This is a genomic window from Candidatus Nitrosocaldus islandicus (assembly GCF_002906215.1).
Classification (GTDB): domain Archaea; phylum Thermoproteota; class Nitrososphaeria; order Nitrososphaerales; family Nitrosocaldaceae; genus Nitrosocaldus; species Nitrosocaldus cavascurensis.
On record NZ_CP024014.1, the window covers coordinates 414,848 to 438,182 of the forward strand.

The 23,335-nt window shown below is 41.4% G+C and carries 26 protein-coding genes; 17 read left to right on the plus strand and 9 right to left on the minus strand.

From position 1 onward, the window contains the following. Positions 1 to 85: 85 nt before the first annotated feature. From CRG89_RS02235 to CRG89_RS08965, 5 genes are all read left to right on the plus strand, one after another. Positions 86 to 718 (plus strand): Snf7 family protein, encoded by a 633-nt coding sequence (locus CRG89_RS02235; RefSeq protein WP_103286740.1) that lies wholly within the window; start codon positions 86 to 88, stop codon positions 716 to 718. Positions 719 to 868: 150 nt separating this feature from the next. Next, the gene (locus tag CRG89_RS02240; RefSeq protein WP_103286741.1) at positions 869 to 1,384 is read left to right on the plus strand and encodes a hypothetical protein; all 516 of its coding nucleotides are present in this window, start codon (positions 869 to 871) and stop codon (positions 1,382 to 1,384) included. A gap of 285 nt (positions 1,385 to 1,669) precedes the next feature. Beyond that, the gene (locus CRG89_RS02245; protein WP_103286742.1) at positions 1,670 to 2,938 is read left to right on the plus strand and encodes an AAA family ATPase; all 1,269 of its coding nucleotides are present in this window, start codon (positions 1,670 to 1,672) and stop codon (positions 2,936 to 2,938) included. Positions 2,939 to 3,087: 149 nt separating this feature from the next. Then, entirely contained in the window at positions 3,088 to 3,555 is a 468-nt protein-coding gene (locus tag CRG89_RS02250) for a hypothetical protein (protein ID WP_103286743.1), read from the plus strand. Between the two features lie 132 nt (positions 3,556 to 3,687). Then, on the plus strand, positions 3,688 to 4,179 hold the full coding sequence (locus CRG89_RS08965; RefSeq protein WP_197706599.1) for a hypothetical protein: 492 nt from the start codon (positions 3,688 to 3,690) through the stop codon (positions 4,177 to 4,179). Positions 4,180 to 4,332: 153 nt separating this feature from the next. Here the strand turns inward: CRG89_RS08965 and thiC are convergent, their stop codons facing one another. From thiC to CRG89_RS02285, 6 genes are all read right to left on the minus strand, one after another. Beyond that, a complete protein-coding gene (gene thiC / locus CRG89_RS02260) occupies positions 4,333 to 5,709 on the minus strand; it encodes a phosphomethylpyrimidine synthase ThiC (protein ID WP_103286744.1) in 1,377 nt (458 codons plus the stop codon). Between the two features lie 102 nt (positions 5,710 to 5,811). Beyond that, on the minus strand, positions 5,812 to 6,618 hold the full coding sequence (locus CRG89_RS02265) for a UbiA prenyltransferase family protein (RefSeq protein ID WP_158648665.1): 807 nt from the start codon (positions 6,616 to 6,618) through the stop codon (positions 5,812 to 5,814). 233 nt (positions 6,619 to 6,851) lie between these two features. Beyond that, positions 6,852 to 7,151 carry an Sso10a family chromatin protein gene (sso10a, locus tag CRG89_RS02270; protein ID WP_103286746.1) on the minus strand — a complete coding sequence of 100 codons (300 nt, stop codon included), beginning with the start codon at positions 7,149 to 7,151 and terminating at the stop codon, positions 6,852 to 6,854. 113 nt (positions 7,152 to 7,264) lie between these two features. Beyond that, positions 7,265 to 8,032: a nucleotidyltransferase family protein gene (locus CRG89_RS02275; protein WP_103286747.1), complete on the minus strand. Its 768-nt coding sequence runs from the start codon at positions 8,030 to 8,032 to the stop codon at positions 7,265 to 7,267. A gap of 2 nt (positions 8,033 to 8,034) precedes the next feature. Then, complete coding sequence (locus tag CRG89_RS02280; RefSeq protein ID WP_158648666.1) at positions 8,035 to 9,036, minus strand: SIS domain-containing protein; 1,002 nt, start codon at positions 9,034 to 9,036, stop codon at positions 8,035 to 8,037. 115 nt (positions 9,037 to 9,151) lie between these two features. Next, on the minus strand, positions 9,152 to 9,487 hold the full coding sequence (locus CRG89_RS02285) for a DUF2024 family protein (protein ID WP_103286749.1): 336 nt from the start codon (positions 9,485 to 9,487) through the stop codon (positions 9,152 to 9,154). 62 nt (positions 9,488 to 9,549) lie between these two features. Between CRG89_RS02285 and CRG89_RS02290 the strand changes: the two genes are divergently transcribed. Continuing rightward, entirely contained in the window at positions 9,550 to 10,020 is a 471-nt protein-coding gene (locus CRG89_RS02290) for a phosphopantetheine adenylyltransferase (protein ID WP_103286750.1), read from the plus strand. Between the two features lie 39 nt (positions 10,021 to 10,059). On the opposite strand, the gene CRG89_RS02295 is transcribed toward CRG89_RS02290, so the two are convergent. Both CRG89_RS02295 and CRG89_RS02300 read right to left on the minus strand, forming a co-directional pair. After that, on the minus strand, positions 10,060 to 11,175 hold the full coding sequence (locus CRG89_RS02295) for a tryptophan--tRNA ligase (RefSeq protein ID WP_103286751.1): 1,116 nt from the start codon (positions 11,173 to 11,175) through the stop codon (positions 10,060 to 10,062). A gap of 34 nt (positions 11,176 to 11,209) precedes the next feature. Beyond that, positions 11,210 to 11,476 (minus strand): nucleoside triphosphate pyrophosphohydrolase family protein, encoded by a 267-nt coding sequence (locus CRG89_RS02300; RefSeq protein ID WP_103286752.1) that lies wholly within the window; start codon positions 11,474 to 11,476, stop codon positions 11,210 to 11,212. Positions 11,477 to 11,534: 58 nt separating this feature from the next. Here CRG89_RS02300 and pheS point away from each other — a divergent pair, with 58 nt between their 5' ends. The 8 genes from pheS (at position 11,535) to CRG89_RS02340 (ending at position 19,079) form a co-directional block, all read left to right on the plus strand. After that, the gene (gene pheS / locus CRG89_RS02305) at positions 11,535 to 12,998 is read left to right on the plus strand and encodes a phenylalanine--tRNA ligase subunit alpha (RefSeq protein ID WP_103286753.1); all 1,464 of its coding nucleotides are present in this window, start codon (positions 11,535 to 11,537) and stop codon (positions 12,996 to 12,998) included. Then, positions 12,986 to 14,638 (plus strand): phenylalanine--tRNA ligase subunit beta, encoded by a 1,653-nt coding sequence (gene pheT, locus CRG89_RS02310; protein ID WP_103286754.1) that lies wholly within the window; start codon positions 12,986 to 12,988, stop codon positions 14,636 to 14,638. Before pheS ends, pheT begins: the two co-directional genes overlap by 13 nt. A 338-nt stretch (positions 14,639 to 14,976) precedes the next feature. Further along, positions 14,977 to 15,279: a 4a-hydroxytetrahydrobiopterin dehydratase gene (locus CRG89_RS02315; RefSeq protein WP_103286755.1), complete on the plus strand. Its 303-nt coding sequence runs from the start codon at positions 14,977 to 14,979 to the stop codon at positions 15,277 to 15,279. Further along, a complete protein-coding gene (locus CRG89_RS02320; protein WP_103286756.1) occupies positions 15,263 to 16,030 on the plus strand; it encodes an SDR family NAD(P)-dependent oxidoreductase in 768 nt (255 codons plus the stop codon). Before CRG89_RS02315 ends, CRG89_RS02320 begins: the two co-directional genes overlap by 17 nt. Positions 16,031 to 16,104: 74 nt before the next feature. Next, the gene (locus CRG89_RS02325; RefSeq protein ID WP_103286757.1) at positions 16,105 to 16,326 is read left to right on the plus strand and encodes a CbtB domain-containing protein; all 222 of its coding nucleotides are present in this window, start codon (positions 16,105 to 16,107) and stop codon (positions 16,324 to 16,326) included. Positions 16,327 to 16,349: 23 nt separating this feature from the next. Beyond that, positions 16,350 to 17,084 (plus strand): CbtA family protein, encoded by a 735-nt coding sequence (locus CRG89_RS02330; protein ID WP_148695256.1) that lies wholly within the window; start codon positions 16,350 to 16,352, stop codon positions 17,082 to 17,084. Between the two features lie 58 nt (positions 17,085 to 17,142). Beyond that, complete coding sequence (locus CRG89_RS02335; RefSeq protein WP_103286759.1) at positions 17,143 to 18,471, plus strand: asparagine synthase family protein; 1,329 nt, start codon at positions 17,143 to 17,145, stop codon at positions 18,469 to 18,471. A 140-nt stretch (positions 18,472 to 18,611) separates the two neighbouring features. Then, complete coding sequence (locus CRG89_RS02340; RefSeq protein ID WP_158648667.1) at positions 18,612 to 19,079, plus strand: hypothetical protein; 468 nt, start codon at positions 18,612 to 18,614, stop codon at positions 19,077 to 19,079. Here the strand turns inward: CRG89_RS02340 and CRG89_RS02345 are convergent. Beyond that, positions 19,057 to 19,350 carry a hypothetical protein gene (locus CRG89_RS02345; RefSeq protein WP_148695255.1) on the minus strand — a complete coding sequence of 98 codons (294 nt, stop codon included), beginning with the start codon at positions 19,348 to 19,350 and terminating at the stop codon, positions 19,057 to 19,059. The two genes, CRG89_RS02340 and CRG89_RS02345, sit on opposite strands and share 23 nt — an antisense overlap. Before the next feature lie 79 nt (positions 19,351 to 19,429). Between CRG89_RS02345 and CRG89_RS02350 the strand changes: the two genes are divergently transcribed. Genes CRG89_RS02350 through CRG89_RS02360 form a run of 3 tightly spaced genes read left to right on the plus strand, consistent with a single transcriptional unit; the run spans position 19,430 to position 23,333 of the window. Then, positions 19,430 to 20,221: a 6-pyruvoyl trahydropterin synthase family protein gene (locus CRG89_RS02350; protein WP_103286762.1), complete on the plus strand. Its 792-nt coding sequence runs from the start codon at positions 19,430 to 19,432 to the stop codon at positions 20,219 to 20,221. A 15-nt stretch (positions 20,222 to 20,236) separates the two neighbouring features. Further along, complete coding sequence (locus CRG89_RS02355) at positions 20,237 to 20,920, plus strand: 7-cyano-7-deazaguanine synthase (protein ID WP_103286763.1); 684 nt, start codon at positions 20,237 to 20,239, stop codon at positions 20,918 to 20,920. Between the two features lie 46 nt (positions 20,921 to 20,966). Further along, positions 20,967 to 23,333, plus strand: coding sequence for a valine--tRNA ligase (locus CRG89_RS02360; protein ID WP_103287878.1), 2,367 nt, complete (start codon positions 20,967 to 20,969; stop codon positions 23,331 to 23,333). Positions 23,334 to 23,335: the final 2 nt, after the last annotated feature.

Here is a 23,335-nt window from a genome sequence, read left to right on the forward strand (position 1 = left end):
AGTAAATATTATTTGTGGAGTTGATCAAATAATCAATACACTTCCATATTAGTCATCTTTGATGCATCGATCTTAGTGAATAGATATGGCATTTGCATCAAAGTGGAGCAAGCCAAACGAGCCTGGTATGGGTGAGAAGTTACAGAGTGTAGTGAAGCCCACAGGACCACTCAAGCCAAGGATAGAGCATGCACAGAGGAAGTTACAGATGCAGATAATGAAACTTGATAGTATAGCGCAGAAGTTAAGGGAGAAGGATCAGTTACTCTTCAAGAGGATAGTGCAATCCATACAGCAGCATGATACACAGTACTCAGCAGTACTCTCAAATGAGTTGGCTCAGATAAGAAAGTTGAGTAAGATGGTGAACCAAGCAAAGCTTGCATTGGAGCAGATACAGTTGAGGCTCAGCACGATAACAGAACTTGGAGATGTTGTAGTCACGCTTAGCCCAGCAATGGCTGTTGTAAAGAACGTTAGATCAGGATTAGCAAGCATGATGCCTGAGGTTGATAATGAGATGGGCGAGATATCTGAACTGCTTGGAGGTATACTGATGGATGCAGGACAGGTTGGAGGCTATAACATAAACTTCGAGTATGCTAATGAAGAAGCAACAAAGATACTTGAGGAGGCAGCAAGCGTAGTTGAGAGCAAGATGAAGGAGAAGTTCCCAGATCTACCTAGCATGAGTGAGGATAGCAAGATAATGGGCTAGTGAGTAGATAGGGAGGGTAGATAAACAACAAGAAGAAGGATGAGAACTAGAAGAGGAAGGAGGTAGCAATTATGATGATTAGGCATCATATACTTTTTATTTATTTATCTACTAATTATATACAATCAGCGATCAAGAGGTGTACTTGTTATGGTATTCAATCGTAATGTACATGATGCAAGAGATAAGGTTGTATCTGCAGTATCCCATCTTGAGTTAGAGCTCAAATCCATAACCTCCCTCTATAATAAGTTGCAGAGAGATCTAGAACTGCGTACCCTTGGTTACACATGTAGTTGCAATTCTAATAACAATATCTGTAGTAGTAGCAACAGTAGCAGTAGTAGTAGCGGTGCTTCATTAGACACTCCTTGCAATGATGATATAACTGCACTATTGACGTTGATGAAGACTACGCAATTAGCATTGCAGAGTATAACTATTCGTATAGATACACTCATCTACATTCAAGAACTGCTCATGTTACTTGAAAGGACAATGAACGTACTCAACTCTATAAGATCTGATATAAAGAGGATGGAACAAGAGATGCAGAGTATAATGCAGAAGATAGGCACATCATTCATAGAATCAAAGATAGAGTTTGGATATAGTGAGAGGATTGAATTACCAAGTATAGATGGTTACGATGCATATAAAAGATGATATGATATATAGCATTAGAATGCTTAATTAATTAGTCAAGTTTACTGTCGTTTACTTTACTCCCATCTAGCATGAACACAATTTCACCTACTAATTGAGATGATGATGTTAACTTTCTCGTCTAAATATAAAGTGATATTATCCTATGGGATAACAGAGTAGATATACCTATAAAGGTATATGTTCAGTATGCAGATGGTTGTCAATATTAGTTGAGTTACTTTGCTATTATATTTTACACTATGGTATAGGTAAATCCTTATCTGTAATGCAGGTGAGTGTTAATTGACTCTGGCACCCCAAGAATTAGAGAATATTGCAAGTAAGCATGCTGCAGAGGCCATAAAGTTAGATTCGCAGGGAGCAAAGCCACATGCTATACTCCACTATCAGAAGGCAGTTGATGCCTTGCTGAAGCTGGTTCACCTCTACCCAGATTACAAGTTGAACAAGATATACGTTGAGAGGGCAAAGGCCTATCAGAACAGGATAAAAGCATTACAGGAGTCTAGAGGGTTGGATGGTATGCATGATATGGTCAATGGGGATAAGGGTAGCAGCAAGGGTAGCGAGCAAGCAAATACAGCAATCAGCAAGGTTAGACATGATAGTGTTGGGGGTGAGAGGAGTAATGGTAATGGGTTAAGTAGCAATGATACTAACGTTGAGATACTCAAGGCTGATTTTGATGATCTAGTACTGAAGGATAAGCCAAATGTGAAGTGGGACGAGGTTATAGGCCTTGATGATGCAAAGAGAGCGTTGAGAGAAAGCATAATATATCCTACTCAAAGGCCAGATCTATTCCCTCTTGGATGGCCAAAGGGTATACTACTCTATGGTCCTCCAGGGAATGGAAAGACACTTCTAGCAGCAGCAACTGCAAGCGAGATAGAAGGTTACTTCATAAACGTAGATGCAGCATCGATGATGAGCAAATGGCTTGGTGAGGCTGAGAAGAATGTAGCAAAGTTATTCTCCATGGCAAGGAGAGTTGTTAGCAAGGAGAACGTGCCAGTCATACTCTTCATAGATGAGGTTGATTCTCTGTTAGGCACAAGAAGCAATGAGATAGGAGGAGAGGTTAGGGTTAAGAACCAGTTCCTTACAGAGATGGATGGTATTACTAGCAAGTCTGGGAAATCACCAATATACGTTATAGGTGCTACAAACAAGCCATGGAGCCTAGATTGGCCATTCCTCAGGAGGTTCCAGAAGAGGATATACGTAGGCTTACCAGATTACAATGCAAGGTTACAGATGTTCAGATCCTACACTGCCCAACTCAACATAGATCCATCTCTTAAACTTGAGGATCTTGCAAAGATAACAGAAGGGTACTCAGCAAGTGATATAAGGGATATATGCCAGGGTGTGCAACTGAAGGTTGTAAATGAACTCTTTGAGAGTGGCAAGGCATTCGATGGTAATGCTCAGACAAGAAGCATAGGCATGAACGACTTTAAGGAGATACTTAAGAACAGGAAGCCTAGCGTTAGTCAGGAGATGATAAAGGCTTATCTTAGATGGACTGAGCAGTTCAAAGCACTCTAGTATTATTTCTAAATCCATCCATCCATCAACCTATCAATTAATCAATCAATCAACCATCCATCTATCCACTATTAATACATACATATATATCAATCAACAATAATCTAGTTCTCTCACTCTTTATAAATACCTCTTCACAACTCATCACCATGAGATGGGGTATAGAGCAGGAGGAGTACTACTTCAAGATATACGATGAGGATAAGAACGTTGCAGCATACTTCCAGCCAGACTATGGTCAGATAGAGCCAAAGGAAAGAGAGTATGAGATAATTGAGAGGATGCTGAAGCATGGTGATCCTATAACCTCTGGCCTACTCTATATGCCCATGGCTAAGTTCAATATAAGGGATGATGCTGATTATAGCATAGATGATGTAATCTCTAGCATAGAGGATGCACTTTCAAGGATTAAGCAGTGGAGAGGGGTTGTAGGCATGAGGGGCTCAGGCTATGTTATAGAGCATGCATGGGTGAGAAGAGCACATACAGATTACGATATGCTTGCCATACTACTTGTGGTTAGGTTCAACATTCAGGTTAGACTATTCAAGAAGGAGATCCTTAATGCTCTAGCAGAGTTGTTGGACCTATTGGTTGATAATGGTCTGATTTAAGATACTGTATCAATAATTAAAATGTAATAACAGCATCACTAACTTATGTATGGCTGCTGATCAACCTTGCTTCTAATCCATACATTCATGCATACCACAAACATTATAGATTGGTTAGTGTTATCCAGTAACATGAGGAAGGAGTATATAGTTGTGAGGATAGATGCAGCACCAGATGGCAGCCCTTATGTATTTGTATCTTTAGCAGAGCCTAGGGATATCAAGGAGAAGGGTCAGAGTCCATTCGGTGTGCAGGTGGTGAGTAACTTCACATCGTTCGAGGACCTTATGAAGAACCTAAACAAGATGATAGCAAGCCAGTTGATGGGAGGCTTCACAACAACACTGAAGTTGAGCATAAGGGAGTATGAGGAATCGGGTATAAAGGTTGGGGATAAGATATACATCGATATAATAAAGCCAGATATCATGGCGGGTAATGAGCTCTTCTTGAGCCAAGAGCAGATGCAGAAGTATGAGAAGGTCTTGAGTATATTGAGTGAGAAGGGCATAGGGCCAAGTGTATGGGCTGCTAAGCGTAACCAGATCCTTGCAATGATAAATAAAGGTTCATCTGCCGAGGATATAGCGGATACCATAATAAGAGAGGTAGGCAGTGCTTAAATCATCAAAACTCTTCTTGTAAGAGAAGGGTATATTGTACGATCTGTAAATATAGTGTGGGTGCTTAACTAAAGCAGATCTAGGCATTTATTTATTATTGATATGCTTGATTCTAACATAACAATATCGCTGAGCATCCTCCTCTACTTCTACCTATTCATTCTTCCCTTTTACGATTACATCTTCCTCATCCTTCTCCTTCTCTCCTCCCCTTCCCTCTCCCTCTACTACTTCATACCTGCGTTGCTGTGGCAGCATTATATACACACAGGCTGAACCACACATCGTACATGGTACACTGTTGCCTTGCAACTGTCCATCTCTGTTGTGTATCCTTGCTGCCTCCTCAGGATCTATTGCAAGGGATATCTGTTTAGCCCAATCAAGCATCCTCCTTGCTCTTGTCATCTCAGCATCCCACCTTATCGCTCTATCCCTTATCTTCACTATATCCCCAGCATGTGCTGCTATCCTGTATGCTATCAACCCTTCCTTAACCTCCTCTGGTGTTGGAAGCGCTAGATGCTCAGATGGTGTAAGATAGCAGAGGAGATCAGCACCCTCGCTTGCTGCTATAGCTGCTCCTATGGCACTTGCTATATGATCGTAGCCTGCTGCTACATCAGTAACCAGTGGACCAAGTACATAGTATGGCACATCGCCTATTAGAGATTTAGCAAGCCTAACATTTGCTGCAACCTCGTTCAATGGTACATGCCCTGGACCCTCTATCATGACCTGCACATCCATAGCATATGCCCTCTTCGCTAGTCTTGCAACATTTATCATCTCTGCTACCTGTAGTTCATCATGAGAATCTAGTATTGAACCAGGGCGAAGGGCATCGCCAAGGCTGAATGTTACATCATACTCCCTTGCTATCTCACATAGATAATCAAAGTGCTCATAGTATGGATTCTCCTTACCATACTTGAGCATCCATGCTGCAGTTATCGTGCCTCCCTTGCTCACTATCCCAGCATGCCTCTTAACCTTGAGCAGTCTATCTGCAAGTTCTCTAGTTAACCCAGCATGTATTGTAGTGTAATCTACACCATCCCTTGCACACTGCTCAAACGCATTAAGAAAATCATCCTCATCCATCTCAAGCGGGTTCTTATGCTTCTGTACAGCCTCAGCATAAGCCTGGTACACTGGCACATAGCCAAACTGTATCCTTGCCTCCTCCATCAAGGTTCTTCTTATTGATGGTAGATCACCAGCATCGCTAAGATCCATGATGGTATCTGCACCATACCTTACAGCTATCCTTGCCTTCTCAACCTCCTCTTGTAAGTTTACCCTTAAGGTTGATGTACCTATGTTAACATTCACCTTAGTCCTTAAACCCTTCCCTATGCCTACTAACTTGGTTAGTTCCTGCTTCCTTGCTACATTCCTTGGTATTATTATTGAGCCATTTGCAACACCCCTAACTATAAGATCAAGGCTAACCTGTTCACTCTCTGCTACATGCTTCATCTCCTCAGTAGCAACCCCCCTCCTAGCATAGCTTAGTTGAGTTACCATTGTATAGACTTCCTACACATCAAATATAAACGATGTTATCTAGAGTATCCATCATTTATACTGGAAATAAAATGATGATGGTTGTATGGTTATCTTACCTACTTACACACTCTCCTCTGCACCAGTTCTAACACTCAACAGGATTGAGATCTGATTCATAACGTACATGAGCCTTAGTACATGTCTTGACATCTTCACAATAGCCTTATCATACCATCTCTTGTATACTAAGAGTAGGATTATAGTGCTTACCGTGTTTGCTATGCTAGTTACTGCTATGCTTAGCATGCTTATATTCATCTTTGTTAAGAGCAGGAGCGTTACTACGAACGGTATTGGGAGCATCATTGCTATAGTTGCATTTACCCCTAGTACTACAGGGAATGTACGCTTCCCAGCAGCCTTGTCACCCTCATAATCCTGTATATCACCCAAGGGTGCAAGTATGAAGAGGAATAGAAAGGATATGACAGCAAGCATGATTACATTAACATTAAGATCATCTACAGCAAAGCCACCTATTAGTGCAGCAAATCCTGCACCAGATGCATTGACTAGGGTCTTGTATGGGAACCTATCCTTAAGGTTAATCCTTGGATGGGAGTATGCTACTGCTAAGATTGTGCAGAGCAGTGCTATTATAGCAGTGTACAGGTTTATATGCATAAGGAGGGCCATCCCTATGGAGAATAGTGCTATAGAGATCCTCTTTACTACCTTATCATCTGCCTTGCCTCTTACAATGGCCCTATTAACCTTATTTATTCTATCTGCTAAGGTATCGGTAATATCGTTATAGGCATATGTTGCAAGGCTTATCAGATACGTACCAACTGCAAGTTTGATTGCTAGCATGGGTTCTACTATTCCTTTGGATGCAATTATGAGGGATAGGAGTGCAGATGCCACGAATATGTACACTTGCGATCTCTGCCTTATGTAATGTAGTATACATTCTAGATAATAGGTGAACCATCTAATATTTAGACCTTGTTTGTATATTAATGGTATCATTTTCCCTTTTCTAGGGAAAAAAGGAGAATGGTAACTAATAAAGTCTACTCTGTTTATATTATAAAACATGATAGAATAAAATAATTAAGAAGATATTAAAGAAGATGATTTTAATATAGCCACTGCAGCTAATTTATTAGTCCTATTACATTACCAATAATCATAACTAGAATTAAAGTTTTGATACTATTCTTCATCATTGCAAGGAACTGTTTGCCTCTCTCTGTTGCTACATAGCCCTTGAACGGTACATCCATCTCCTTTATGAATCCAAGCCTTACAAGCTCATCTATGTACCTGTTGAGCTGATAGAAGTTAAGGCTAGCCTTATACAGTATATGGGTCTTCTTTGCAGGTGTTGCTGTAACCTCTATTATCCTTAGCAGTATATCAAGTTTGTCTCTCTTCTCATGTGTAGCAATGCTCATGAAGGCTTTATTGTGAGATTAAGTTATATATTTTATGTGACTGATTACATGTAACTCACATTATATGGTTATTTTATCACCATCAATGGGGAAAATTTTATATTGTCACCTTATTACCTAGTACGGTTAACTAGTACTTTAATTGCCTTCTCATACTCCTTTAGTGTGTTTATAGGCAGCCAAGAACTTGAGTCTATGATGAATCCATGTAGCAATCCCTTCTCTGCAAGTATAGGGAAGATCACAGACTCCAACTCTACAGCTTTCGGGCTATCCATATCTATATACTCATTTATTATATCATAAACCTTAGGCTCAAATACGTACAGTCCTATGGATGTGGGTATGGTAAGTATGGGCTTCTCTATGAACTCAACTATGTTATTGCTCTCATCAAGCTTAGCTGTGCCATATGGGTATTCAACCTTATCGATGAGTGCTATGGATGCATAGACACCATATCTGCTTACTGCTTCAAGGTGATCCTGTATAAACCTAGCATATATTCCATCATCAAGCATTATATCATCTGGGAATGTAACTAGGGTTCTCTTACTCCTATCTATTATGTTGTTGAGCAAAGCGTACTTGAATGCCTTCCCCTTACCCCATCCTATATTATTCTCTGGGTCTATAGAGTACTTTACCCTTATACCATATCTCTTGCCATCATTTACATGCCTTCTAACCATCTCATGTTTATAGCCTATCAGCAGTATGAACTCTTTATCCTTGAATCCGTTCTTGATGAGCCCCTCTATGCAGATATCTAGAAGGGTTGAGTTGCCTATGCTGAGTAGGCACTTTGGCGCATCTATTCCAAGCCTCTTACCCATACCACCAGCCAATATTGCTATCTGTGTATCATTACCATTGATCATGATTAGACACCTCCTTTCTTGATGTAGTCTATGTTAGATACCTTCGTTGGATCTATACCTTTAGCATACGCCAAGTGCACACTGAGCAGATCACCAATGTAACTTAGTGAGAGCAACCTTGCTAGAGGAGATTTACCAACGCTCCATACTTCTGTTACCTCTATACCCTTGCTACTGATTAACCTCCTGCTCTTATTTATTGCTGCGTAGAGATCATAGCCATTATGTACCTGCTCCCTCTCATATTCCTCATCCCTAAGAATGATTAGGGCTTTATCATCATTGTTAGTGTTATGCTCATACCATACCTCTATCTCATTATGCAGCAACTCTGGATATACATCGTAATAGCACTGCATCTTTGCATTCTCATTGAGCATATGCTTCCAGCGGAGCGCTGCTGCTTTAGTAAACTCATCACTATACACTACTGCTAAGGTCTTTCCAACCATGGATCGCTTGATCCTCTCCAACCTGTTCCTATCACCTGCTAGAGTAGAGAGCAGACCACTAGCCTCCTTTATATCCTTGCATGCACTGTTCATTATACTAGACTTCTCAAGTACTAGGAGTGCTGGTGCAAGCATGTAGCCTAATGATGCTCTACTGTATAAGTTGTTGACTACCCTAACACATCCTATGCCTTGATTACTACATAACCGCTCCATATCCTTGCTTGAAGTTATCATAACTATCTTGCTGGTATACTCCCTAGCCTTGCTTACTGCAGCAATGGTCTCCTTTGTACCTCCCGAGTATGTAACTGCTATAACCAGTGTTCTATCACTTAATCTAGGTAGATCACTACTCTTCACAACATGAACCCTATGGTCCCTTACAACCGTCTTTATGAAATCCCCAACTATTCCAGAACCTCCCATGCCTATAACTGCTATCTCATCTATGCAATCGAATGCTGGTATGCTATCCTTAAGGGCTAGGGATTGGAGCAGTTGAGTTGGAAGATCTGTAACCTTGCTCAGCATGGTCTCTTCATTTATCATACCATACATACAGGCTGTGAATAAATAAATATTTTGTAATGTAAGTAACATAACAAACGTTATGTAATAGTAGTTATATAATTATATACATTAAAATTAAAAATAAAGATTGTTATTATTGCTGCTGAGGCTTTGGACAGCCCTCCATTGGCCATATATAGATATCCTTGCCTGGTAACTGCCACAACTCCCCAGTGTAAAAGTCAGTATTATCTATATGGCATCTATAGCATATGTTGACCTGTACATCACTATCTGGCTTGCCTATGAGCCTAAGGAACTCCTTTGCATACTCCACAGCCTTCTTATCATACTCTGCTGGTACCTCATCAACATCCTCAGCATCAGTTGGTATGAACACATCGAAGTGTATCCTTCTCCCATCTGCATATGTGTTGTATACTACAACATTCTTTGCCTTACCAACATATGGCTTTAATTGTGCCTCCATAGGCTAATCCCCCTTGGGATCTCATTTAAATCTTTTTATTAGAAGGTATATAACCTCTTAAGATGAGGTATAGAGTAGTTGCTGTAGGAGGTACATTTGATATACTGCATAAAGGGCATATTGCATTGTTGGATAAGGCGTTTGAGGTTGGGGATCATGTGATAATAGGTGTAACTAGCGATTCGTTAGTTGCAAGGATGGGAAAGAGGATATCTAACGATTACAGTAGAAGGGTAAGGAACCTCTCATCCATGCTAGTTAATAGATACCCATCTAGAAGGTTCGATATAATCATGCTGGATGATGAGTTTGGTCCAACAATTACAGATCCAAGTATAGAGGCTATAGTTGTAAGCAGGGAGACCGAACATAAATGTAAGAGGCTCAATGAGATAAGAGAGGCTAATGGTATGAAGCCATTACATATAATTGCTATAGATCTACTGCTTGCAGATGATGGGGAGAGGATATCATCTAGCAGGATAAGGGCTGGAGAGATAGATGCTGATGGTAGGGTGTTGAGATCAAAGTGAATTGTTTAGGCTATTATGATTACTCAATCAATCAATTAATCAATCAAACATGAATCTATCCACCATATCCCTTGCATGCTCCCTCTTGATCTGAAACTCCTTAAGATATCTCTTCACAGCATCTGCCAGTGCATACTTGCACTCATAGCATAAGAGCGAGCCGCTCCTACACTTCACATACCTCTCATCTGAACTCTTCTCATCCTCGAACATGTACCTTAGGTACCAGAATACAGGACATCTGTATGCATCAGCACCAAGCCTTCTCTGCAGTGCTATAGTTGGTTGGCCTCCAGTGAATGCATTCATAACCTTCTTCTCAGCAACCTCTGGCTCATCTGTAGTGAATATTGCAGTCTCTGGTTGTGATGATGACATCTTGCCCTGCATACCTAACCCTGGAAGGAACTTGGAGTGTATCTGTGCAGGCTTGTAGTATCCTAACTTCTCAGCAACATCCCTTGTAATCCTCCAGTATGGATCTTGGTCTATTGCAGCAGGGATGAGGCATGGTGTAGGCTTACCTTCTATCTTTGATGGAAGGAAGCATGGTGCAGCCTGTATTGCAGGGAAGAGTATCATCCCTATGTTTGTTGATGATGTGAACCCAAATGTAGCTCTTACAGTTGAGAACGTTAGCTTCTTTGCAATCTCTATAGCAATTGGGTATAGATGGTTAATATGCTTTGTATCAACTATTATCTTGCTCTTCTCTGGCTTGAATCCAACTGCTATTATATCCAGTATGTTCTCATATGCATACCTGCTTATCTCATCCATGTTCCTCCCATCGGTATAGAGGAACTTCTCATCATCAGTTATCTGGAATATCAGGTTCACATTGAAACTATCCTGTAAATACTTTGTAAACACCCATGGTAGTATATGCCCTAGATGAACATTGCCAGATGGTCCTCTTCCAGTGTAGAGGTAGAACCTCTCACCCTTCTCATACATATCAAGGATCCAGTCTAGGTCTCTGTGGCTGAAGAAGTACCCAAGCTTGAGCAATGGATGCAACCTTCCAGCAAACCTCTTTATCCTTGCTAGTAACTCCTCATCTATTAGTTGGGTACCAAACTCATTTACAAGCCTTGTATAGTCTACCTCCCCTTCAACCTTCCATGGCGTTACAGTGAAGCCCTCCTCCTTCATTAACTCAATGCAAACATCAAACCTTTAAAAAGTGTTAAGGTTGTTGCTTTGTTAATGATTCAAGCTTCTTGCTGTATATCCTCTCTATAGTAGCATCAGCATCCATGCTATAGAGCCTAGCCATGTAGTGTAGTAGTGCTATGCTCTCTGCTATCTCAACCTTTGCATGCTCTACATTACCCTTCTCCATGGCAAATGCTATCTCCCCAACCTCCCTAACAAGATGGATGAAGGCTTTGCTTACATCATCACCAAATCTCTTGATATAGTACTCTACTGCAACATCTACAGCATTACCCATGTACACCCTACATCTAGCATATTAATAAAGATTAAAAATGCGAGTATAGATCAGGCATATGTTGATTGCACTACACGATATAGAGAGGAGGATCATACTTGCCCTTGCTGGGAAGAAGGGATGGATGGGGTTGGATGAACTGAGCAAGCATACAGGGCTGAACATAGATCAGGTTAGGAGGGGGGTTGAGTGGTTGAAGTACAAGGGTATAATAAGTATGGAGGAGAGTACAATAAGGCTTATTGGGATAGGTAGAGAGGGGCTTAACGTACTAAAGAGTAACCTTCCAGAGATAAGGCTTGTGAGTGCTGCAATTCGCATGGGAGGAGAAGGGGTAAGCCTGAAGGATGTAAGGGAGGTTGCTGATCTAGCAGATGATGAGTTCAACGCTGCAGTAAGGTATGCTAGGGAGAAGGGGCTGATAACATTAAGCAACGGCAAGGTGTATGTAAGGAAGAGTGTAGATGCACAGAATATGCCAGAGTACAGATTGCTAGCAAGGCTTGGAGAGAAGGGATGGTTAAGAGAGGATGAGTTGAGCAATGATGATAAGGATGCATATAGGATGCTCAAGAGCAGGCCTGAGTACATAGTTGAGAGGGATGTAAGGGAGGTTAGGGTTATGCTTAGTGAGCATGGTTACTCTATACTGAAGCAGATCATGGATGAGCAGGAGAGGATGGAGGATGCTCTTACAGTGAAGAGGATAGATGTTACTGCCCCTGCTCCAATAATATATGCTGGTAGGAAGCATATACTGCAAGATGTTATAGATGAGGTTAGGGAGATACTCATAGGTATGGGCTTTGAGGAGATAGATGGTAGCATTCTGCAGAGTGCATTCTGGAACTTTGATGCGCTCTTCACACCTCAAGACCATCCAGCAAGGGAGATGCAGGATACATTCTACATCGCTAGTATGCGTAGAAGCATAGATGCTGAGAAAGAGGTTGTGAAGAGAGTATCATCAATGCATGAGCAGGGATGGAGGTACTCATGGAGTAGCAAAGAAGCAGAGAGGTTAGTGCTTAGAACACATACTACAGCAGTAACCATAAGGTACCTTGCAGAGCATAAGCCAGATGAGGCAAGTATATTCTCAGTAGGCAGGGTATTCAGGAATGAGAAGTTAAGTTACAAGCATCTAGCAGAGTTCCATCAGGTTGAGGGTATAGTTGTGAGCAAGGATGCAACTTTGAGGGATCTTATGGGTATACAGCAGGAGTTCTATAGAAGGCTTGGTCTGAACAAGGTTAAGTTCTGGCCAACATACTTCCCCTACACAGAGCCATCACTACAGTCCATGGTCTACCATGAGAGGTTGGGTAGATGGGTTGAGCTCTTTGGAATGGGTATATTCAGGCCAGAGGTTACAGAGCCATTGGGTATAGATAAGCCAGTTCTAGCATGGGGTGGAGGTCTAGAGAGGATTGCAATGCTCAAGTATGGTATAGATGATGTTAGGGAACTCTACAGCAATAGGTTATCTATGCTTAGGGGTGTTGCAAGATGCCAGTTGTAACATTACAGCATAGAAGGCTTGAGAGGCTTGTTGGTAAGAGCATAGATGAGATACTTGCCATGCTACCTTACATAGCATTAGATATAGAGGAGGAGGGTAATGATTACGTAAAGGTTGAGTACAACCCAAATAGACCAGACTTCTCAACAGACTACGGTATAGCAAGAGCGCTGAGAGGCATTATGGGTATAGAGGTAGGATTGCCTAGACTCAATCTTGTTGGGAGCAGTGTTGCTACATTCAACGTAGATGCAAGTGTTGATAGCATAAGGCCATACGTGCTAGCACTTGTAGCATTTGATGGAAGGATGGATGATGAAGATCTAAGACAGTTGATAAGCATGCAGGAGGATCTACATATGGGTATAGGGAGGAAGAGGAGGAAGGTATCCATAGGACTTCATGATTATGATAAGGTTAATGGTCCATTCTACTACACAACTGAGAGCAAGGACTTCAAGTTCATACCATTGAACTCTGCTAGAGAGATGAGTATGCAGGAGATACTTGCAAGCACAGATGTTGGAAAGGCATATGGGCATATAATAAAGGAGCATGCTAGATATCCAATAATAAAGGATGCTAAAGATAATGTACTCTCATTCCCTCCAATAGTAAATGCTGAACTTACAAGGGTTACAGAGCATACAAAGAATATGTTGGTAGAGGTTACAGCAACTGATCTTAACACTGCAAAAGATGTCCTAGCAGTTATAGCAGTAACGCTATCAGATATGGGCTTCAAGGTAGCAAGTGTATCCATCAACTATGATGGCTATACAATAACTACACCAGAGATGAGTTATAGGAGGATGAGCCTTCCAATGGATAGGTTGAGCCTACTTGGTTTGGATATAGATAGGAAGGAGGTTATAGAGTGTTTGAGGAGGAGCAGGTTAGATGTAGAAGCAGGAGAGGTTGATGGTAACATAGAGTGTTTAGTGCCGAGGTATAGAGTAGATATAATCCATTGGATAGACCTTGTGGAAGAGGTTGCTATAGGCTACAACATATCAAGGTTTGAGCCAAGGTATCCAAGGTTAAAGGCGATGGGCTCAAGACATAGGATGCTTAAGGTACTTGATGATGCAAGGAGTGTTATGGTTGGGCTTGGGATGCTTGAGGTTATGAACTTCAACCTTGTAAGTATGTTAATACAGTATGAGATGGTTGGGAGGAGAAGGGATAGCAATGCTGCATTGGTTGTTGAGGAGAGTAAGAGTAAGGAGCATGAGGTGCTGAGGGACTCTCTTGTACCATCACTCCTTGCAGTGCTCTCAAGAAATGTACATGAGCCCTATCCACAGAGGCTCTTTGAGGTAGGCAAGGTGTTTAGTAGGGATGGAGACTCCATAAGGGAGGAGTGGAGTGTAGCAGCAGTGATAGCACATAGCAGTGCAAACTATACTGAGGCAAGATCTTATCTTCAAGCATTGTTGTATACACTATTTGGTATAGATGTGGATACAGAGCCGGTGGATGAGCCTCCATATGAGAGTGGCAAGGCAGCAGAGATACTCTTCAAGGATAAGAGGATAGGTAGTATTGGGGAGGTTAGCAGTAGCGTTCTTAGCAACTTCAGGATAAGGGTACCAGTATCTGCGTTTGAAGTAATCATATCAAGGCTATATAGCAAGTAAAGTAGAATGCTAGTTTATTCGTTAATTTAATAAGTTTCCTTGCATATTATATTACTAATGCCCGCAGAAGTGCACGTGGACGGGCTGGGATGAGCATGATGATTCCCAGTTTCACCCAGACGTGCTACAGCGGGCATGTCTATAACTACCATATAGCTATAGCAGTAGTACTAACTAACAACAACAATATTATTATAAATGGATTGTGTATTTTGCATTGGACCCCCGCAGAGGGTGCAGGGTGAGGTTAGCAGTTGGCTTCCTATGAACCCTTGTGGGTCAGATGCGGGGGACACCTATAGCATAAATAATAAAAGTGTAGATGTTAAGCATCCTATATGGAAGAGGATTACATAAGGCTAACAGAGGAGCAGATAAGTACAAATCTAGCAAGGCTTAAGGGATGGAGGTTAGAGAATGGCAAGCTTACAAGGACATTCATCTTCAAGGACTTCAGTGAGGCATTTGGGTTCATGACAAGGGTTGCGTTAGAGTCTGAGAAACTTAACCATCACCCAGAGTGGTTCAATGTGTACAACAGGGTTAGGATAGACCTCATCACGCATGATGTGAATGGGATAAGCAACTACGACTTTAAACTTGCTGAGAGGATAAACAGAATACATGGGGATGAAGGGTAAGAGGGTATTAATAACTGGAGCAAGTGGAGGTATAGGAAGGGCTACAGCACTGCTTCTTGCTGGTATGGGTGCTAGATTAGCATTGCACTATTTTAGCAATGAGGATAGTATAGACTCAATACTTGATGAGATAGAAGGCAAGTATGGCAATGATTGTGTAATGAAGGTCAAGGCAGATGTATCAAGGTATGATGAGGTTAATGCAATGGTTGATGCAGTGCTTAAAAGGTTCAATGGTATAGATTCACTTATAGCAGTAGCAGGTTATCCTATGCGGAGAGAGGTATGGTTTGCAGATCCTCTAGGGCTTACAGATGAGGTGCTTGATAAGCCATGGAGTGTTGATCTTAAGGGATCGTACAACTGTATAAAGGCTATCGTACCATACATGAAGAGGCAGGGTAATGGAAGTATAGTGCTTGTATCATCAACCCCATCAATAGCAGGGGATGCACATGGCTTAGCATATACACTAGCAAAGGCATCTATAATAGCATTGACAAGGTCACTTGCATTGGTACTTGCTCCAGAGGTAAGGATAAACTGTGTAGCATTAGGGAGTATAAGCAGCGAAGCAAACATGCGAGGTTATGATGAGGATCAGATTGGTGCTATGCTCAAGGGTATACCAATGCGTAGGTTTGGAACTCCAGAGGAGGCTGCCAAGGCTATAGTATTCCTTGCATCTGATGATTCAAGTTACATCACTGGTCAAGTTGTTGTGGTTGATGGTGGAGAGGTAAGGGTATGAAGAGAATGTTATTAGCAGATATCGTTGGATAAACCGTCCAAAAGTTTAAATACTAACCCACTAGAGGTTAATCAATGAGTAATGGCAATAATAGACAGGTTATAAGAGCAGAGATAAAGTATCCTATACTTGCCATAGTAGTTCTTGCTGCAATATTCGCATTCACATCATTTGCACTTGGCTATGATCAAGGGCAGTTATTCAGCATAGTGGTTGGAGATAGAGCATATGAAGAGAACTTCCTTCACGAACTATTCCATGATACAAGACATGCTCTAGGCTTTCCTTGCCATTGAAATTGATCTTGAGCTGGTGCAGCATGAATACGCTAAACATCATAGCTGTTGCGCTCCTTGCTGGAGTCTTGAGTGGAGCATTGTATGGGTTGGTAAACACAGTGCTTGTAACCCCATATATAGATAGGGCAGTAGAGTTAGAGGCATCATGGCTGGGTGAGTCTGTTGATATAGCGTATAGGGTATGGCAGAAGGAAGGTGCAGTCATTGCAGGTCTTCTAGCAGGAGTTGCATACTCCTCAATCTTCTCTATTGTGTATGCTTACATGGCTAGCAGGAACCCTCAAGGTATCACAATCAGGCGAGGGATTACTATTGCACTAATAATATGGTTTGTATTATACCTCATGCCAATGCTCAAGTACCCTGCAAATCCTCCTGCTGTTGGTGATCCAGAAACAATATACTACAGGCAGAGTATCTACATAACCTATCTGCTTATATCTAGTATATCAGCAGTTGTTCTAGCATTACTACGTGCAAGGTTTGTAGCAGCACCAGTAGCAGTAGTAGGGAATGGAGCGATTAGATATATCAGAGAGGTTGCTATCATTGGTGCATATGCATTGATAATGGTTACAGCATATATACTCATGCCCCCAAACCCAGATACCATAAATATTGCTGAGGATATACTTGTAGGGTTCAGGGTTACAAGTGCAATAACCTCTCTTATGTTATGGCTGATGATTGGGTTTACAACATCACTGATATGGAGTAGAACAGGACTTATAAGGCGTAGAATGAGCATGTTATGATGATGTTGATTATGATGTTAATAATAATTTAATAGTTATTTGCTACATAATTTGATGAATGATTGATGGGTATGCCCTGATAAGATACAATGGGTTCATATTAACAAACAAGGATATAGATCTAGAGTTATGTAGAAGGATGATGGGTAATAGATATGATAAGGGTAGTGGTAGGAGGAGGGAGTTTGTATTCAAGAAGGATGGGTTTACAGCTTTGTGCTACTGTAAGTATGTTCAGATTCCAGAAGGTCAGGATAGAATAATAATCCTGCTAAATGGAGATATCTATTACAATAGCAGCAATGTACACTCATTGCATGATCTCCATGGTATGCTTGCTAGAAGTGATGGGAATTATGCACTAACATGGATTGATACCAACGATGGTGTTATTGCATTTGCTAGGGATCCACTTGGAAGTAAACCACTCTACTATAAGCATGATGGTAGTAACATAACCATTGCAAGTGATAGGAGGGTTCTTAACACTTGCGTAGAGGTAGAGCCAGGAACCCTTTATATATTCAGGCTAGGGTTAGGGATGGAGAAGATAAGGTTCTCCCCAATAATAGAGTATAAGCCATATGTCGATGTTAGCATGGATGATGCTATAGAGCATACAAGGCATCTAATCTCAACATCTCTCATTAGGAGGCTATCTGGTAGGAGTAGGATAGTTGTTGGAGTATCTGGTATAGATAGCATAATCCTAGCAATGCTCTCAAATCATATTCTAGATGTTATACCAGTAACTGTATGCACGAAGGGATCTTATGACGAGATGAACGCTAGATACATTCAGGAGGTGATGGGATTAAGAACTCATATACTTATGCTAGAGGAGCAGGATATACTGAAGATACTCAACGATATCTCTACACTAGAGATAGATATAGACTTTGCAAGTACCATGGATGTTAGCATAGCATGTATAGTTTATGCATTGGCAAGGTTTGCAAGGGATAATGGTGCAGATGCCCTTATGCTTGGTCAGTTAGCAGATGAACTGTTTGGAGGATATGCAAGGTATCTAAGGTATGATTGTAGAAGCAGCAATAGTAGTATTCATAATGATCTCAACATGATACTCTTCAACGATCTGAAGAAGGCTAGTCATGATCTATGCAGGGATGAGAGCATAGCATCATCCATGCTAGTTGATCTTCTGCTTCCATATGCATCAGTAGAACTAGCAAGGTATGTAGTAAACTTGCCAGCAGAGTTCAAGGTTGACGTTGTACATGGAGTAAGGAAGTTACTACTCAGAAAGGTTGCAGAGAGCATAGGTATTGCACATGAGATAGCATACAGGGAGAAGAAGGCTATGCAGTTCAGCACTGGCGTATTCAAGATGGTGAAGAGGCTATCGAAGGTATTGCATAGATAGAGGTGAAGTAAATAAAATAAAATAAAAGAAAATAAAAGAAGAGAAGATAGAAAGAAGGATGATGAGTTAAGAAGCAAGTAAGGTAGTAAGGAAGATGATAATGATAATAATGGTAATAAGAAGAAGGAGAAGGAAGAGGGATGATAATGGAATCAAGACATAGACCTAGATTACCCAAAGGCTTCAGATACCTTGCCAGTAGCGATGATCTATCCTCATCATCATTCTCATCCAACAATATTGCCATTGATCTTTACATAAGTAGCAATATAGAAAGATGGGTTAGTAATAATGATAGGTATATTGCAATAGCTTATGGGGAGAAGGATGTACTTGGGCTTATGGTGCTAGAGTTGCATGATGATTATATTGAGTTAGCAGTTCTTGCAAAGAACTACAACAAGGCAAGGTATACAAAGGTAGGCTCAAGGTTAGCAGTGCTTGCAGAGAGTATAGCAAGGGATCTGGGCAAGAGGGAGATAAGGCTTGAGGCTATGCAGAACTCGCATAGATGGTGGAATGAAACAATGCACTATGAGCAGTACATGCCAAGTTACCACGATCCTGCATTTGGTATCCTAACGCCTAAGAGGAAGTTCCTCCTCTAGACCCTATTGCAATTGCACACTCATCTGGTTCATTCCTTACCATCTCAATTGCCTGTCTAACCATAGGATGCTCTAGCAGAAGAGCCTCAACGTTCTCAGCATTAACAGGTACACTTGCATGATCCACAACCTCTTCAACTATCTTGCTTATGCTCTTACCCATCTGGATAGAGAGTAAGGAGAGTGCATCGTAGAGTTCAGCATCTATGTAGAAGGGTCTAGTTATTGTTATCCTTCTCCTTATAGTTGTTCTAACTCTAACCATCGCCATAATCTCTATCAACTAACTTACTTTTATTATTTTGCTCATCTATAATGATGAATAAATATGGGTTCAACATCCTAATGATATGCTCGATGGTAGATACATAAGGTATGTTGATGGTAAGGGCAACCTCTTGAAGAGTAGGAATGAACTGACCATAGCTGAACTGCTAAGATTCCTAAACATAGAGTATGAGTATGATGCACCATTAACCCTAGATGATGGCTCAACTGTAAGAGTAGACTTTAAGACAGAGCAAGGATACATAGAGGTTATAGATGATGTAAGTGATGTGGAGAAGTTGAAGAGCATTAGATCTAGCAATGTTAGAGTATTGGGTGTAGGTAAAGCATTATCAACAGCAAGCACTGATGAACTCAACTCCATATCAACTTACAATGAATATGCATCCCTTGTATTTGAGGATCCATCGCTCTCATTCGATTACTCTCATATACTGCCTTTAGTAAATAAATGCTCAGTGCTTCATGGGCATACTGCAAGCGTTATTGTTGAACTTATAGGTATAAAGGATGAGAAGAGTGATATGGTGATTGACTTTGGAGAGGCTAAGAGGTTGATAAAGCAGGCTCTAAACGCTTTGGACCACAAGTTCTTCATAAGCAGGAAGTACCTTGTTGAGGAGGATGAATTACACTACAGGGTTGCATTCGATGGTCCAAATGGTAGATTCGATCTTAAGGTACCAAAGCACACAACCTTCCTCTTTGAGGGTGAGGCTACTGCAGAGAACCTTGCAAAGGAGATAATAGAGTTGATAGCAGCAAGGATGCCAGATAACATAAAGGCCATTGGTGTTTACATATACGAGGGTGTAAGCAAAGGAGCACACATCGTTGCAAGGATCAATAGATGATAAAGGTAGGCTGTCATGAGTACAAGCATAGATGTGGATAATGGTAGAGAGAGGGCATTAGTGCTACTCTCTGGAGGGATAGACTCTGCAACGTGCCTATACTGGGCAAAGAGCAAGGGCTATGAGGTATACGCATTAACACTGAACTATCATAATAGATGGATCAAGGAGATAGAGGCTGCTAGACTAATTGCTAGAGATGCTAATACCATGCTTATAGAGTTGGAGTTGCCATTTGTGAAGGAGGCATTCAACATGTATGGCTACTCCCCCTCAAACTACAAGGATGATGATCTAAGATGGCCATTCTACATACCATCAAAGAACTTGCTCTTCTACTCAATAGCAGCACATATAGCAGAGTACATGCATGTTAGATGGATAGTTGGAGGGCATAACAGGGATGATATGCTCTTCTTCAAGGATGCCAGCAAGGAGTACATAGATGGGATAAACAGGCTATTCAAGCAGGGGTTCATGCTTAATGAGCCAGCAGAGATAGTTACTCCATTGGCAGATCTGAGTAAGGTTGAGGTTGTAAGGCTTGCATTGCACCTTGGTGTGCCATTAGAGCATACATGGAGTTGCCATCTAAGGGTTGAGAGGCATTGTGGTAGATGCCATGGATGCATATCTAGGCTAGAGATATTCAAGAGTCTAGGCATAGAGGATGGTGTGGAGTATGAGGTTGTGAAGTAGAGCATATTAAGATACATATACCTGCTTGTAAATCCTGCAGTATATGATAGAGCCAAGGATAAAGGAGAAGGTCTGGGATGCAAGTATAGAGGAGAGGTTACTTGAGATCTGGAAGGAGGAAGGGCTCTATAGATTCACTATAGATGAGAGTAGGAAGCCATTCGTGATAGATACTCCCCCTCCATACCCATCTGGGAGGCCATGGCATATAGGTGCTGCTGCCCACTATGCACAGATAGACATGATTGCAAGGACAGCAAGGATGATGGGCTACAACGTATACTTCCCAATAGGCATAGATAGGAATGGTCTTCCAGTTGAGATATACACTGAGAGGGTGAAGAAGGTTAGCATGAGAAGTGTAGGAAGGGAGAGGTTCTTAGAACTATGTAAGAATGCGCTCGATGAGCTTGAGCATGAGATGGTTGCAATAATGAGGAGACTTGGGCTAAGTGCTGATCTAACAAATTACTACAGGACTGACTCTGAAGAGTATAGAGCATTAACGCAAGCAACGTTCATAGATCTTTGGCATAGAGGGCTTGTGTATGAGGCTACTAGGCCAAACAACTACTGCCCTGATTGTGGCACCACTATAGCAGATGCTGAGGTAGTGTATAAGGATATGCCATCCAAACTTGCTTACATAAGGTTTAGGGTTGAGGATGGTAGTAGTAATAGTAACAGTAATAGTAACAAAGATGGTGGTGATGGCGAGATAGTTATAGCAACAACTAGGCCAGAGCTTCTATGCTCATGTAGAGCAGTCATAGTGAATCCAGATGATGGTAGATATAAACATCTTTATGGCAAGACAGCAGTTGTGCCAATATACAACACAATGGTTAAGATAACACCTCATCCATCTGCAAACATGGACTTTGGTTCTGGTGCAGTGATGATATGTAGTTATGGAGACCATACAGATGTGCAACTCTTCAGAGAACTTGGACTGCAAGAGGTTATTGCCTTGGATTCTAACGGTCTCATGACAAGCAATGCAGGAAAATATGCAGGGATGAAGGTTAAGGATGCTAGAGATGCAATAATAGATGATCTTGACAAGATGGGCCTAATAGTAAAGGTTGAGAACATAATGCATAGAACCCCTGTATGTGAGAGGAGCAACACACCAATAGAGATAATACCCATGAAGGAGTTCTACATAAAGCAGTTACAGTTTGTAAATGAATTAAAGGATATAGCAAGTAAGATGATATTCCATCCAGAGATGCATAGGCAGATACTATTGAACTGGCTCAACTCTATAGCAATAGATTGGCCAATATCTAGGAGGAGGTTCTATGCAACTGAAGTGCCTATATGGTACTGCAAGAAGTGTGGTAAACCAAACCTTCCAGAGAAGGGCAGATACTATAGGCCATGGAAGGAGAAGCCTCCATTCAGTAAGTGCTCATACTGCGATGGGAGAGAGTTTGTAGGGGAGGAGAGGACATTCGATACATGGATGGATTCAAGTATATCTCCACTCTTCATCTCTAAATATGCTAGTGATGAGAGGTTCTTCAACTACACATACCCAGCAACGTTAAGGCCTCAGGCAAAGGATATTGTTAGGACATGGTTACACTACACCATATTGAGATGCTACCAACTCACAGGCAAGGCACCATTTGAGAGGGCATGGATAATGGGTTATGGGCTTGACGAGAAGGGTGAGAGGATGAGTAAGAGCAAGGGCAATGTTATAGACCCATACCCTGTGATAAGCAAGTATGGTGCAGATACGTTCAGGTTCTGGAGTGCAAGTGAGGTTAACCTTGGATACGATTTTAGATGCTCAGAGCAGAGGATAGCAGGGATGCAGAAGTTCCTAACCAAGCTATGGAATATGGCAAGGTTCATATCATCATTCCCTAGAGTTGAGATAAGCAAATCACTTCAGGCAAGTGATAGATGGATTCTAGCAGAGTTATCATTGCTAATTGAGAGATGCATGCAAGGTTATAGAGAGTTCAACTTCTTTGTGCCAGCAAATGCTGTAAGGGAGTTTGTGTGGAACATCTTTGCTCCCCACTACATTGAGATGGTAAAAGCTAGAGCATATGGGCAAGGGTTCAGCAAGGATGAGCAGGATGCAGCATGCTATACACTGCATGAATGTTTATCAACCATACTGTTACTCCTTGCACCAATAACCCCATTCATAACAGACCATCTATGGAGAGCACTGTACTCTAGTAGGAGCATCCATCTGGAGAGGTTCCCAGAGGCAAGATGGGAGAAGGAGATGAGTAGATACACAGATGCTATAGTAGAGTTCAACTCAATGGTATGGAATGCAAAGAAGAGCTCTGGTAAATCCCTAAGAGATCAAATAGCAATAAGCATACCGGATGAACTCAAGGAGTTCAGCAAGGACCTCAAGGCAATGCATAACATAGTTACGTGATG

Excerpts from the sequence above, each read along its gene's own strand:
- CRG89_RS02300 (WP_103286752.1), bottom strand. The coding sequence starts at position 11,476 with ATGGGTAATGCTGTAGATGTTGCAGTAGAGTACTATATCAAGAGATTT.
- CRG89_RS02345 (WP_148695255.1), bottom strand. The coding sequence starts at position 19,350 with ATGGCGATGGTTAGAGTTAGAACAACTATAAGGAGAAGGATAACAATA.
- CRG89_RS02325 (WP_103286757.1), top strand. The coding sequence starts at position 16,105 with ATGAGTAATGGCAATAATAGACAGGTTATAAGAGCAGAGATAAAGTAT.
- CRG89_RS02350 (WP_103286762.1), top strand. The coding sequence starts at position 19,430 with ATGCTCGATGGTAGATACATAAGGTATGTTGATGGTAAGGGCAACCTC.
- CRG89_RS02340 (WP_158648667.1), top strand. The coding sequence starts at position 18,612 with ATGATAATGGAATCAAGACATAGACCTAGATTACCCAAAGGCTTCAGA.
- CRG89_RS08965 (WP_197706599.1), top strand. The coding sequence starts at position 3,688 with ATGAGGAAGGAGTATATAGTTGTGAGGATAGATGCAGCACCAGATGGC.
- CRG89_RS02330 (WP_148695256.1), top strand. The coding sequence starts at position 16,350 with ATGAATACGCTAAACATCATAGCTGTTGCGCTCCTTGCTGGAGTCTTG.
- CRG89_RS02290 (WP_103286750.1), top strand. The coding sequence starts at position 9,550 with ATGAGGTATAGAGTAGTTGCTGTAGGAGGTACATTTGATATACTGCAT.
- CRG89_RS02240 (WP_103286741.1), top strand. The coding sequence starts at position 869 with ATGGTATTCAATCGTAATGTACATGATGCAAGAGATAAGGTTGTATCT.
- CRG89_RS02250 (WP_103286743.1), top strand. The coding sequence starts at position 3,088 with ATGAGATGGGGTATAGAGCAGGAGGAGTACTACTTCAAGATATACGAT.
- thiC (WP_103286744.1), bottom strand. The coding sequence starts at position 5,709 with ATGGTAACTCAACTAAGCTATGCTAGGAGGGGGGTTGCTACTGAGGAG.
- pheT (WP_103286754.1), top strand. The coding sequence starts at position 12,986 with ATGCCAGTTGTAACATTACAGCATAGAAGGCTTGAGAGGCTTGTTGGT.
- CRG89_RS02275 (WP_103286747.1), bottom strand. The coding sequence starts at position 8,032 with ATGATCAATGGTAATGATACACAGATAGCAATATTGGCTGGTGGTATG.
- CRG89_RS02315 (WP_103286755.1), top strand. The coding sequence starts at position 14,977 with ATGGAAGAGGATTACATAAGGCTAACAGAGGAGCAGATAAGTACAAAT.
- CRG89_RS02355 (WP_103286763.1), top strand. The coding sequence starts at position 20,237 with ATGAGTACAAGCATAGATGTGGATAATGGTAGAGAGAGGGCATTAGTG.
- sso10a (WP_103286746.1), bottom strand. The coding sequence starts at position 7,151 with ATGAGCATTGCTACACATGAGAAGAGAGACAAACTTGATATACTGCTA.
- pheS (WP_103286753.1), top strand. The coding sequence starts at position 11,535 with ATGTTGATTGCACTACACGATATAGAGAGGAGGATCATACTTGCCCTT.
- CRG89_RS02295 (WP_103286751.1), bottom strand. The coding sequence starts at position 11,175 with ATGAAGGAGGAGGGCTTCACTGTAACGCCATGGAAGGTTGAAGGGGAG.
- CRG89_RS02285 (WP_103286749.1), bottom strand. The coding sequence starts at position 9,487 with ATGGAGGCACAATTAAAGCCATATGTTGGTAAGGCAAAGAATGTTGTA.
- CRG89_RS02235 (WP_103286740.1), top strand. The coding sequence starts at position 86 with ATGGCATTTGCATCAAAGTGGAGCAAGCCAAACGAGCCTGGTATGGGT.
- CRG89_RS02280 (WP_158648666.1), bottom strand. The coding sequence starts at position 9,036 with ATGATAAATGAAGAGACCATGCTGAGCAAGGTTACAGATCTTCCAACT.
- CRG89_RS02320 (WP_103286756.1), top strand. The coding sequence starts at position 15,263 with ATGGGGATGAAGGGTAAGAGGGTATTAATAACTGGAGCAAGTGGAGGT.
- CRG89_RS02335 (WP_103286759.1), top strand. The coding sequence starts at position 17,143 with ATGATTGATGGGTATGCCCTGATAAGATACAATGGGTTCATATTAACA.